General features: G+C 62.6%; 9 protein-coding genes. 7 read left to right on the top strand and 2 right to left on the bottom strand.

Annotated elements, in window-relative coordinates; all coding sequences use genetic code 11:
- Window position 1: 1 nt before the first annotated feature.
- The gene (gene rnhA / locus ACSAMM_RS03760) at window positions 2-439 is read right to left on the bottom strand and encodes a ribonuclease HI (RefSeq protein WP_178721537.1); all 438 of its coding nucleotides are present in this window, start codon (window positions 437-439) and stop codon (window positions 2-4) included.
- A gap of 27 nt (window positions 440-466) precedes the next feature.
- A complete protein-coding gene (locus ACSAMM_RS03765; RefSeq protein ID WP_178721535.1) occupies window positions 467-1,024 on the bottom strand; it encodes a PH domain-containing protein in 558 nt (185 codons plus the stop codon).
- 156 nt (window positions 1,025-1,180) lie between these two features.
- Here ACSAMM_RS03765 and ACSAMM_RS03770 point away from each other — a divergent pair, with 156 nt between their 5' ends.
- The 7 genes from ACSAMM_RS03770 to hpt all read left to right on the top strand — a co-directional run bounded on the left by ACSAMM_RS03770 (window position 1,181) and on the right by hpt (window position 11,865).
- Window positions 1,181-3,544: a sugar phosphate nucleotidyltransferase gene (locus ACSAMM_RS03770; RefSeq protein ID WP_457789866.1), complete on the top strand. Its 2,364-nt coding sequence runs from the start codon at window positions 1,181-1,183 to the stop codon at window positions 3,542-3,544.
- A gap of 322 nt (window positions 3,545-3,866) precedes the next feature.
- Window positions 3,867-5,801 (top strand): ribonuclease J, encoded by a 1,935-nt coding sequence (locus ACSAMM_RS03775; RefSeq protein ID WP_457789868.1) that lies wholly within the window; start codon window positions 3,867-3,869, stop codon window positions 5,799-5,801.
- Between the two features lie 74 nt (window positions 5,802-5,875).
- A complete protein-coding gene (locus ACSAMM_RS03780; RefSeq protein ID WP_457789870.1) occupies window positions 5,876-7,876 on the top strand; it encodes a DHH family phosphoesterase in 2,001 nt (666 codons plus the stop codon).
- Window positions 7,877-7,897: 21 nt separating this feature from the next.
- Window positions 7,898-8,341, top strand: coding sequence for a 50S ribosomal protein L9 (gene rplI, locus ACSAMM_RS03785; RefSeq protein ID WP_178721597.1), 444 nt, complete (start codon window positions 7,898-7,900; stop codon window positions 8,339-8,341).
- Between the two features lie 46 nt (window positions 8,342-8,387).
- On the top strand, window positions 8,388-9,746 hold the full coding sequence (gene dnaB / locus ACSAMM_RS03790) for a replicative DNA helicase (protein WP_457789872.1): 1,359 nt from the start codon (window positions 8,388-8,390) through the stop codon (window positions 9,744-9,746).
- Between the two features lie 174 nt (window positions 9,747-9,920).
- Window positions 9,921-11,279, top strand: a complete 1,359-nt coding sequence (gene tilS, locus ACSAMM_RS03795) for a tRNA lysidine(34) synthetase TilS (RefSeq protein WP_457789874.1) — start codon at window positions 9,921-9,923, stop codon at window positions 11,277-11,279.
- Window positions 11,280-11,328: 49 nt separating this feature from the next.
- Complete coding sequence (gene hpt, locus ACSAMM_RS03800) at window positions 11,329-11,865, top strand: hypoxanthine phosphoribosyltransferase (protein WP_178724613.1); 537 nt, start codon at window positions 11,329-11,331, stop codon at window positions 11,863-11,865.
- Window positions 11,866-11,878: the final 13 nt, after the last annotated feature.

Raw genomic sequence — 11,878 nt, forward strand, 5'->3', positions numbered from 1 at the left:
GCTATTTCCACCGCTGATAATATCCCACGGCCAGCTGGTCGCAGCGTTCGTTTTCGGGATGGCCCTGGTGTCCCCGCACCCAGACCAGCCGTACCGTATGGATGTCCAGCAGGGTCAGCAGCCTGTCCCACAAATCGGCATTGAGGGCAGGCTTCTTGTCGGCCTTGCGCCAGCCGTTGCGCTTCCAGGAGCGGGCCCAGCCCTTCTCAATGGCGTCGAGGACGTATTTGGAATCGCTGGTCAGCGTTACGTCGCAGGGCTCCTTGAGCGCGGACAGCCCTTCTATGACGGCGGTGAGCTCCATGCGGTTGTTGGTGGTGCTGGCTTCGCCGCCGCACAGCTCTTTCTCCTGCCCGTTATAGCGCAGCACCGCCCCCCAGCCCCCCGGCCCCGGATTCCCCGAGCAGGCCCCGTCGGTGAATAAATCGATGTGTTTCATGGCTTTTCCGTCCTTTCTACTTTATAGCTATTCGCTGCTGAGACTGCGGCCGCAATAGGCGCACGGCTTAATGGTGCTCTTTTGTAAGATGTTTGTTGCGCCGCACCCAGCGCAGGTGACGACTGTAACGGTATCGTCCGGATTGTAAACGAGAGTGTTATCATTATAATGGTTCACGGCTGTTTTTATAGCTTCGTTCAATACACGGACAATCGCCTGGTAACGCTCCTTTTTGTAGTGAACCAGAAAGTCAATCGTTTTCGTATGGGTGAGAAAAGACACATACGAGGTAAACCAACCGGCGTCGGCGGATACTCCCTGAATTTCCAAAAGAGGGAACTCCTCCTTGAAAATCTCATTTGAAATTCTATTATAAAATAACACGCGGAAATTTGTGATAAGTAGGATGCCCGGCCTTCTTACCACGTCGGCGCTTTCCTTTTTCCGGATGACGATATTGGTCGGCGCGATATAATGAACGATTTCCTCCGGCAGGATTTCCAGCTGTACGCTCTTTATCCGGCCGCGATTACCCCAGGTCTTAATTTGGAACTGTTTCAGAGCCAGTTTGATGTCTGCTCTCAAGTGCTGCTCACTTCCTTCCGGGAATTATCCGATATTTTACCATATTTACAGGCATTTGACTACGTTCCTTTACAATTTCCCTGAAAGGCCTTATATAAACCCTCTTTTTTCCGTCAATACTAGGACTACGACATCAAAAAGAGAGGTTTTTCATTCATGAAAGCAGTCATTATGGCGGGCGGGGAAGGCACGCGCCTGCGTCCCCTCACCTGCGACAGCCCCAAGCCCATGGCGCACCTGTGCGGCCGGCCGGTGCTGGAATACATCCTCGACCTGCTCCAGGAGCACGACGTCCTGGACGCGGCGGTGACGATGCGGTATATCCCGTCGGCCATCACCGCCCATTTCGGGGACGGCTACCGGCAGATGCGCCTGTCTTTCTCCGAGGAGGACAAGCCCCTGGGCACGGCGGGCAGCGTCCGCCTGGCGGTGGACAGCCAGTGGGGCGGCGCCAATGACGATGTTCTGATCATCAGCGGCGACGCCCTGACCGACATCGACCTGAGTGAAGCCTGCGCGTTTCATAAAAGCCGTCACGCCGCCGCCACCCTGATCGTCACCCGGGTGGCCGATCCCCGGGAATACGGACTGGCCGAGTTTGACCGGGAGGGGCGGATCACCGGCTTCCTGGAAAAGCCCGGCTGGGGCCAGGCGGCCACCGACGCGGCCAATACCGGGATCTATATCCTGTCCCCCGAGGCGCTGGAATCCATCCCGGCGGATACCAATTTCGACTTCGCCAAGGATTTGTTTCCCCTGCTCCTGCGGGACGGCCTGCCCCTGTACGCCTATGAAACCAAGGATTATTGGTGCGACATCGGGGATTTGACCACGTATCTGACTTGCCAGCGGGATATTCTGGAGGGCAGGGTGAAAACCAACCTGCCCGTCAAGGACGGCGTCTGCATGGCCGAAGAGCCGGCGGGCGGCTACACCCTCATCCCGCCCGTCTATATCGGTAAAAACGTCCAAATCGGCGCGGCGGCCCAGATAGGCCCCTTCGCCGTCCTGGGGGATGGCTGCCACATCGGCAACAACGCCAAGGTGCGGGGCAGCGTCCTGCTGGATGGGGTGTATATCGGCGACCGGGCGGCTTTGACCGGCGCCTTGGTCTGCCACGGGGCCTCGGTGCGCCGGGGCGCGGCCCTGTTCGAAGGCGCCGCCGTGGGAGAGGGCGCGGTTATCGGCGAGCACGCCGCCGTCAGCCCCCACGTGAAAATCTGGCCCGAAAAGCAGGTGGAGGCCGGCACCCACCTGCGGGAAAACCTGCGGGAGGGCGGCCCGGCCCCCGGCCTGTTCGACGACGGCGGCCTGTGCGGCGAAACGGGCGTGGAGCTCACCCCCGAATTCTGCGCCCGGCTGGGTGCCGCCATCGGCAGCCAGGTGCGGGGCGAAAAGGTGGCCGTGGGCTGCAGCTCCGACAAAGCGGCCGCTGTGATGAAAATGGCTTTGACGGCCGGCATCCTCTCCGTCGGGGGCCTGGTCTGGGACTTCGGCCCCTGCATCGAGCCCCAGTTCGACTATTTCGTGAATTTCAGCCTTATCCGCACCGGCGTCTACGTCAGCGGCGGCCTGAAAGGGGCCGTCCGCCTGCTGGGTGCCGGGGGCCTGCCCGCCGCGCGCAATACCGAGCGGTCGGTGGAAGCTCGCCTGACCGGCGGCGATTTCAGCCGGGTGGGCTGGGATACCGTCCGGGAGGCCACCAATATGACCGGCATGCGCCAGTTGTACCGCCAGGAGCTCATTTCCATGGCGCCGGACGGCCTGTCCGGCCTGTCGGCCGAGGTGCGGGGATCCGACTACGAGCCGGTGCGCCTGCTCGGCGAGGTGTTGTCCACCCTGGGCTGCGGGGCGGAAAGCGGTCCCCGGTTCCATCTGGGGGCCGGAGGGAGGCGGCTGTCCATTTACGATCCCGAGGCGGGATATGTCTGGCCCGAGAGGGTGCTGGGCGTCAACTGCCTGCTGGAGCTGGAGGACGGCGGCGATCTCGCCCTGCCATACGACGCGCCGGTGGCCATCGAAGAAATGGCGGCCCATTACGGCCGCAAGGTGCGCCGCTACCTGTCCTGTCCGGTGGAGGGCTGCGACGGGGAGGCCCGGCGGCTGGCCGCTAACCAGCCCTGGGTGCGGGACGGCCTGATGCAGGCCGTGCGCCTCCTCAGCCGGATGAAGCAGTATCACGTCACCCTGGCCGAGCTGCTCGGCCGCCTGCCCGATTTCGCCGTGACCACCCGCACCATCCCCTGCGAGGGCAACCCCGGCCGCATTCTGCGCCAGCTGCGGGACGAAACGCCCGAAGCCGCTTCCGACGGCGCCCCGGCCGAGGGGGCCCGGGTACGCCTGCGGGGCGGCACCGGCCTGGTGCGGCCCACCAAGGCGGGCAAGAATCTGGTACTGGTGGCCGAGGCCTCCAGCGCTGAAATCGCGGAGGAGGTCTGCGGCCGGCTGGAGGAACGCCTGCGCGCCCTCTCCGCTCAGAATTCCTCCGGACAGCTTGACATCAACCGGGAAAACCGGTAATATAGATAAGACGAGGCCGGATTTTCCGGCAGAAAGATCGGATGGCAAACCAAGGAAATGTGTTCGGACACGGCGGAAAGCCTCAAGCCGCGGGCGGTATGGCCCCGGCCGGGTCCGCCCGTGTCGCAACGGACAGCCCCGCGTGACGCGGGGCTTTGGATTTCTTCGCGGCAGGCAAAGCCGCCCGGAGGCTCCTTCGATTCCCACGGCAACCATAGCCGAAGCAACACCGCGCGGAGGGACGTCAGCGTCCGCGCATCATCATGAGAAGGAGCGCCCTCTCCCCGCGGAGACGCCGCTCCCGAAACGGAGGATATTATTCGTGTCAACTGAAAACAAGAACGAGACCCCGGCCGGCGGAACCAAACCGGCCAGCAAACAGAGGGGTCCCCGCCGCGCTCCCCGCGCGCCAAAGGCGGCACCCAAGGCCGCCGCGCCGCAGCAGGAAGCCCAGGCGTCGCGCCCCCCAAAAGGGGCGGCGCGCAGCGGCAAGCCCGCGGACAAGGCGGTGCTGTCCCTGCCCAATCCCAACACCAACGGCGCCCCGGCGGCGCCCAAGCCCGCCCGCGGCCGGAATTCCCGGCAGAAGAAGGCCTCGGCCACCCCGGTGCGCCTGACCTTCCTGGGCGGCCTGAACGAAATCGGCAAGAACATCACCCTGTTCGAATACGGGGACGACGCCTTCCTCATCGACTGCGGCATGGCGTTCCCCGATGACGAAATGCTGGGCGTGGACATCGTCCTGCCCGACTTCACCTATGTGGAGAAGAATAAGGATCGCATCAAAGGCGTGGTCATCACCCACGGCCACGAGGACCATATCGGCGCCCTGCCCTACCTGCTCAAGCAGGTCAACCTGCCTGTCTACGGCGCCAAGCTGACCCTGGCCCTGGTGGATTCCAAGCTCAAGGAGCACGGCCTGTCCGGCAAGGTGAAGCTCAACGTGGTGGAGCCCGGCAGCGTCGTCCAGTTCGGCAAGGTGTCGGTGGAATTCATTCCGGTCAACCACTCCATCCCGGACGCCATGGCCCTGGGCATCAAAACCCCCATCGGCTACGTGGTGCATACCGGCGACTTCAAAATCGACTGCACCCCCATCATGGGTCCCATGATCGACCTGGCCCGCTTTGGCGCCCTGGGCACCGAGGGGGTTCTCGCCCTGCTGGCCGATTCTACCAACGCGGAACGCCCCGGCTTCACCCCCAGCGAGCGGGTGGTGGGGGAGAGCTTCGCCAACCTGTTCAAAAAGGCGGAGAACAAGCGCATCATCATTGCCACCTTCTCCTCCAACCTGCACCGCATCCAGCAGATTATGGACGCGGCGGTCAAGGACGGCCGGAAGGTCGCGGTTTCCGGGCGCAGCATGATCAATTTCGTCACCATCGCCACCGAGCTGGGCTATCTGCACGTGCCCGACGGGGTGCTCATCGACATCGATCTCATCAACCGCTATCCCAAGGACAAAATGACCATCATCACCACCGGCAGCCAGGGCGAGCCCATGTCCGCCCTGACCCGCATGGCCTATTCCGAGCATCGGAAGGTGGAGGTCGGCCCCGACGATTACATCATCATTTCCGCCACCCCCATTCCCGGCAACGAGAAAACGGTGGGCAAGGTGGTCAATGAGCTGATGAAGCGGGGCTGCGACGTGGTGTATGAGAAAATGTACGACGTCCATGTTTCCGGCCACGCCTGCCAGGAGGAACTGAAGATCATCCACGGCCTTACCCGCCCGAAGTTCTTCATCCCCGTCCACGGCGAACAGAAGCATCTGCATAAGCACGCCAATCTGGCAAAATCCATGGGCATGCCGCCCCAGAACGTCCTGATCACCGATATCGGCAAGGTGGTGGAGATCACCCCCGATAAGATGGAGGTGACCGGAGCCGTCCCCGCCGGCCGGGTGATGGTGGACGGCCTGGGCATCGGCGACGTGGGCAGCATTGTGCTGCGCGACCGCAAGCATCTGGCCGAGGACGGCCTCATTGTGGTGGTCGCCACCATCGACGCATCCACCGGCCAGGTGGTGTCCGGCCCCGACATCGTCTCCCGCGGCTTCGTTTACGTGCGGGAATCGGAAAAGCTCATCGACGACGCGCGGGTGGCGGCACGGGCCGTGCTGGAAGACTGCCTGCGCACCCACGCCTATGACTGGACGACCATGAAAACCCGCGTGCGGGACGAACTGTCCCGGATGCTGTTCCAGAAAACCAAGAGAAGTCCCATGATCCTCCCCATCATCATGGATATCTGAACCGGCAAACCCCGGCGGAAATTTCCGCCGGGGTATCCCTGCTGGGACCCCCATCTAGGAAAGGCGGGTGGCGCATGAACAATCGAAGAAAAAGCCTGCTGCTGCCGATCCTTATCGGTGCCGGCGTACTGCTGGCCGTTACCATCGGCGTCACGTTTTTCTACAACCGCCCCCTGTTTTACGGGGAAGCGGCCGCCCTGGCGGTGTTGACGGTTTTCCTGCTGATCAACACCCGCCGCATCCGCAACGATACCGCCCGGTATCTCTCCCGCATCGCCCGCCATCTCAGCCAGGAAGAGCAGGACAGCCTGTCCGCTTTCCCCATGCCGGTGGCGGTGTGCGGGGCTTCCGGGGAAATCGTGTGGTATAACGAGCTGTTCCGGGAGCAGGTGCTGGAAGGATCCGAAATCTTTGGTGAGCCGGCCGCTGTCATCACCGGCGGCTGCTCGCTGGAGGACGCGCAGAAAAAGAAGGCCCTGGATGTCCGCTTGGGCAAAAAACGCTATACCGTCAGCCTCAGCCAGGTGAATATGCGGGACTCCAAGCTGTACGTGCTCTATTATCTGGACGATACCCGCCTGAAGGAAACGGCGGAGGAATACGCGGCCAGCCGTCCGGCGGTGATGGTGGTCTACATAGACAACCTCGAGGAAATCATGCAGGACGTGCGGGACAGCGAGAAGGCCCAGATGTCCGGTAAGGTGGAAACCCTGCTGGAGGACTGGATCGGATCCACCACCGGCATCCTGCGCAAATGCGGCACCGATAAGTATATGGTGGTCATCGAGCAGCGGCACCTCCAGGGGATCCTGGAAGGGAAATTCGACATTCTCGATCGGGTGCGCACCATCCAGACCGGCGAGCGGGCGGGGATCACCCTGTCCATCGGCGTCGGCCGGGGCGAAACCCTGCGGGAAAGCGAGGAAATGGCCCGCCAGGCCCTGGAAATGGCCTTGGGCCGGGGCGGCGATCAGGCCGCCATCAAGACGAAGAACGGCTTTGATTTCTACGGCGGTGCCTCCAAAGGGGTGGAGCGGCGCACCAAGGTGCGCACCCGCGTCGTGGCCTCCGCCCTCTCGGAGCTGATTCAGACGGCGGAAAACGTGCTGGTCATGGGCCACCGGTACTCGGATTTGGACTGCTTGGGATCCGCCGTGGCCATGGCGGCCGCGGTCCGCGCCATGGGCAAACCCGCCAATGTCGTCACCCAGCGGAAAACCACCCTGGCCCCCGAGCTGCTGGAGCGGTACGGCAAGGCCGGCCGGGGCGATTTGTTTCTTGAGCCGGACAACGCCATGCTGCTGGTCTCCCGGCGCACCCTGCTGATTATCACCGATACCCATAACCCCAACATGCTGGAATGGCCGCCCCTGTATCAGGCGGCCCAGACCGTGGTGGTCATCGACCACCACCGCAAGATGGTGGACTTTATCGACAACGCCGTGATTTTCTATCACGAGCCCTATTCCTCCTCCGCCTCCGAAATGGTGGCCGAGCTGGTGCAGTACATGGCGGGCAGCAGCCTGACCCGCCTGGAGGCCGAGGCCCTGCTGGCCGGCATCATGCTGGATACCCGCAGCTTCGTCATGAAGGCGGGGGTGCGCACCTTCGAGGCCGCCGCCTATCTGCGCAAGCAGGGGGCGGACACCGTGGAGGTCAAGCGGATGTTCTCCGGCAGCATGGAGGCTTACCGCAAGAAAAGCGCCATCGTCGCCGGGGCGGAGCTTTACCGCCATACCGCCATCGCCAGCGATGAGGAAGGCGGGCCGGAGGTGCGGATCGCGGCGGCCCAGGCGGCCGACGAGCTGCTCTCCATCAAAGGGGTGGAGGCCTCCTTCGCCCTGTTTGTGGACGGGGAGGACGTGAATATTTCCGCCCGTTCCATGGGGGACTTCAACGTCCAGCTGGTCATGGAGGCTTTGGGCGGCGGCGGTCATCTGACCATGGCCGGCGCCCTGCTGAAACACACGTCCATGGAAGAGGCCAAGCGGCGGCTGATGGAAGCCATCGATGGCCATCTGGAAGCCAGGGAGCGCTCTCTCGCCGCCCAGCTCCAGCAGAACGATACCATATGAGGAAAGGATGTACACGCTCTTATGAAAGTCATTTTGAAGGAAGACGTCAAGGGCCAGGGCAAAAAGGGCCAGCTGGTCAATGTATCGGACGGATACGCCCGCAATTTTCTGCTGCCCCGGGGGCTGGCCATGGAGGCCGACGCCCAGGCCATGAACGATCTGAAAAATAAAGAAGAGGCCGCCCGGCACCACGCGGCCATGGAAAAACAGAACGCCGAGGAGGCCGCCAAAGCCCTGAAGGGTAAAACGGTCAAGCTGACCGCCAAGGCGGGCAGCGCCGGCCGCCTGTTCGGCTCGGTCACCACCAAGGAGGTGGCCGAGGGACTCAAGGCCCAGTTCCAGGTGGAAGTGGACAAGCGGAAAATCTCCATGGCGGACGTGAAGGCCTTCGGCAGCTACGAGGCCGAGGTCAAACTGTATCCCGGCATCAGCGCCAAGATCACGGTCATGGTCGGCGAAGGCTAAGCGCCAATATCACTGCCGGGATGTTTAGGAAAGGAATGTGGGGCCGATGGCTCAAACGGCGTATAACGACGGGCTGAACCTGCCCTACAGCCTGGAGGCGGAGCAGGCGGTTCTGGGCGCTATTCTGATGGATCCCGAAAGCATCAACCAGGTGGCGGATATCCTGCGCCCCGATTATTTTTATCTGCCCGAGCATCAGGCCATTTACCGGGTGATGAGCCAGAAGATGATGGAATCCCAGACCATCGATTTCGTCACCGTTCTGGAATCGCTGAAATCGGAGGGCTTTTTCTCCGGCGAGGAGGGAAAGGCCTATCTGTTCAAGATGGCCCAAATCGTCCCCTCCATTTCCAATATCGGCAACTATGCCCGCATCGTGCGGGAAAAGCACGATGTGCGCTCGCTCATCCACGCCGCGCGGGAAATCATCGACGACGCCATGGAGCCGGGCAACGACCCGTCCCTGCTCATGGACGCGGCGGAGCAGAAGATTTACGAAATCCGCCAGGGGCGGCAGCGGGGCGGCCTGGAGCATATCCGGGACGTGCTGGCCAGCAACTACGAGATGTTCTCCAAGCTGGCCTCCAGCGACCGGGATCAGTTCGTGGGCATTCCCAGCGGCATCGCCGCCCTCGACGAGCTGACCACCGGCCTCAACCGGTCGGATATGATCATCGTCGGCGCCCGCCCCGGCATGGGCAAGACCAGCTTCGCGCTGAACATCGCCCGCAACGTGGCGGTTAAGAGCAACCGCCCGGTGGCGTTCTTCAACCTGGAAATGTCGCGGGAGCAGATGGTCAATCGCCTGCTTTCGTCGGAAGCGCGGGTATCCAGCAAAAAGCTGCGGGTGGGCAACCTGACCCCGGAGGAATGGGGCCGGATCGCCATGGCCTCCAGCAGCCTGTGCAGCGCCCCCATCTACCTGGACGATACCGCCAGCATCACTGTGCCCGAGATGAAGGCCCGCCTCAGGCGGATGAAGGATTTGGGCTTTGTGGTGGTGGACTACCTGCAGCTGATGCAGTCCGCCAAAAAAACGGACAACCGCGTGCAAGAGGTGTCCGACATCACCCGCAGCCTGAAAATCATGGCCAAGGAGCTGGACGTGCCGGTTATGATCTGCGCCCAGCTGTCCCGCGGCACGGAAAAGCAGGGCAACCACCGGCCCGCCCTGGCCGACTTGCGCGAATCCGGTTCCATCGAGCAGGACGCGGATCAAGTATTGTTCCTCTATCGGGAGGAATACTATAAGAATGAAAAGGACGATCCCACGTCGGTGGAAACCGGCACCTCCGAGGTCATCGTGGCGAAAAACCGCCACGGTGAGCTGGGAACGGTCAAGCTGGCCTGGTCGGGCGAGTTTACGCAGTTCAGCGGTCTGGAGCTGCATCGCAACGAAGCGTAATTGCCTTGCCTACCGGCGCGGCAATTACCTCCAGCCTTGCCTACCGGCGCGGCAATTACTCGCCTGCGCGGTCTAACCGGCTCGGCCATTACCTAACGTGAAAATTTTTTGCGGGCCCGATGGGCCCGCATTTCACTTATCTTATATCTCTACGCGAAGGGAGGCGTTCTTTCCATGCCGCTGCTGGATACCGTGGCCGCCGCCGTGAGGCGGGAGAGGCTGATCCCGGACGGCGCCGCCGTGCTGATCGCCCTGTCGGGCGGGGCTGATTCCATGGCCTTGCTCCACGCTATGAGGGCGCTGGCCCCCGCCCATGGCTGGCGGCTGGCCGCTGCCCACGTGAACCACGGCCTGCGCGGGGACGAGGCCGAGCGGGACGAGGCCTTTGCGCGGGAATGGTGCGCCCGCTGGAGCGTGCCCCTTCACGTCATGCGGGCGGATGTGGCTGCCGAGGCCGCTGCCCGGGGGGAAGGGCTGGAGGAAACCGGTCGCCGGATCCGCTATGCCTTTTTCAACGAACTTTGCGCCTGCGAAGGCTACGACCGGATCGCCACGGCCCACACCGCGAGCGACAATGTGGAAACCCTTCTGCTCCATCTGGCCCGGGGCAGCGGGGTGAGGGGGCTCGGCGGGATCCGTCCTCTCCTGGGCCGGCGGATCCGCCCCCTGCTGGATGTGACTCGGGAGGAGGTCGAGGCCTACTGCCGGGAGAACGCCGTCCCCTTCGTCACCGACAGCACGAATTTCGATACCGCTTACTGCCGCAACCTCTTGCGCCACGAGGCGGTGCCCGCCCTGCGGCGGGTGAATCCCCGGCTGGAGGAGGCCGCCGGCCGGCTGGCCCGCGCCGCCCGGCGGGACGACGACTGCCTGGAGACGCTGGCCGCCGCCCTGTTGGACGAGGCCCGGCTGGCGGAGGATGTTTTCGACCCGGCGCCGCTGGCCGCCGCCCATGAGGCCCTGCGCCTGCGGGCTCTTCGCCGCCTGGCTGGGGAGGAAGCGGAGGAGCGCCACGCCGCCGCCTTGGATACCCTGCTGACCGTCGGCGGCAGCGTCAATCTGCCGGGCGGGCGGACGGCCCTCCTGGCCGACGGCCGCTTGCAAATCCGGCCCGCCGCGCCCCGCGCCGCTGTTCCGTATTTCGAGTGGACGATACGTCCGGGGGAGCGTTGTGAGATTTGCGGCAGAATCTACCAAATTGCTTGTGTTTCTTTGGAGGAATATGAGAAGAAAAAGAAAATTCACAAAAACTTATTAAAAAACACGGTGAACTATGATAAGATAAGCGGTGATCTCGTGGTGCGGCAGCGCCTGCCCGGTGACGCCTATCATCCGATGGGTCGCCAGGGAGGAAAAAGCCTGAAAAAATTGTTCAATGAAGCCAAAATTTCGCCAGAAATCCGGGATACTATCCCGATTTTGTGCGACAGTGCCGGCATTCTGCTGGCGTATGGCTGCGGCTGCGACGAACGGGTTCGACCGGACGAGAGCACCCGCCGTTTTTTGATAATAACGGTGGAGGACGGCCGGTAATCACTCACGCAGGGTTATTTTGGCGAAGGGATGGATAGAAAGAGTGAGTATACGCAACGATGTGTCGGAAATCCTGTATACAGAGGAAAAGCTGCAGGAAATCGTGCAGGCGATGGGCCGGCGCATCACCGAGGACTATCAAGGAAAGAACCTCTTTTTGGTCAGCGTACTGAAGGGATCCCTAATTTTTATGGCGGATTTGATGCGGGCCATCGACCTGCCCTGCGCCATCGATTTTCTCTCGGTGTCCAGCTATGGCGCGGGCACCACGACCAGCGGGGAGGTGCGGATTCTCAAGGATCTGGATTCCACCCTGGAGGGCAGGGACGTGCTGGTGGTGGAGGATATCCTCGATTCCGGCGTCACCCTGTCCTTTCTGCTGAAAAATCTGTCCGCCCGTCAGCCGCGCAGCATCCGCCTGTGCACGCTGCTGGACAAGCCGGAGCGCCGCAAGGTGGACATCCGGCCCGACTACGTGGGGGCCGTGGTACCTGATGAATTCATCGTCGGCTACGGCCTGGATTACGCGGAAAAATACCGGAACCTGCCGTTTATCGGCGTGCTGAAGCCGGAGATTTACCAATAAGAGCAAACGGCGC

The organism is Anaeromassilibacillus sp. SJQ-5 (genome assembly GCF_054108045.1).

What these genes read in the sequence shown, in the direction of transcription:
- rnhA (WP_178721537.1), bottom strand. Translation starts at nt 439, where the DNA reads ATGAAACACATCGATTTATTCACCGACGGGGCCTGCTCGGGGAATCCG.
- ACSAMM_RS03770 (WP_457789866.1), top strand. Translation starts at nt 1,181, where the DNA reads ATGAAAGCAGTCATTATGGCGGGCGGGGAAGGCACGCGCCTGCGTCCC.
- ACSAMM_RS03780 (WP_457789870.1), top strand. Translation starts at nt 5,876, where the DNA reads ATGAACAATCGAAGAAAAAGCCTGCTGCTGCCGATCCTTATCGGTGCC.
- rplI (WP_178721597.1), top strand. Translation starts at nt 7,898, where the DNA reads ATGAAAGTCATTTTGAAGGAAGACGTCAAGGGCCAGGGCAAAAAGGGC.
- dnaB (WP_457789872.1), top strand. Translation starts at nt 8,388, where the DNA reads ATGGCTCAAACGGCGTATAACGACGGGCTGAACCTGCCCTACAGCCTG.
- tilS (WP_457789874.1), top strand. Translation starts at nt 9,921, where the DNA reads ATGCCGCTGCTGGATACCGTGGCCGCCGCCGTGAGGCGGGAGAGGCTG.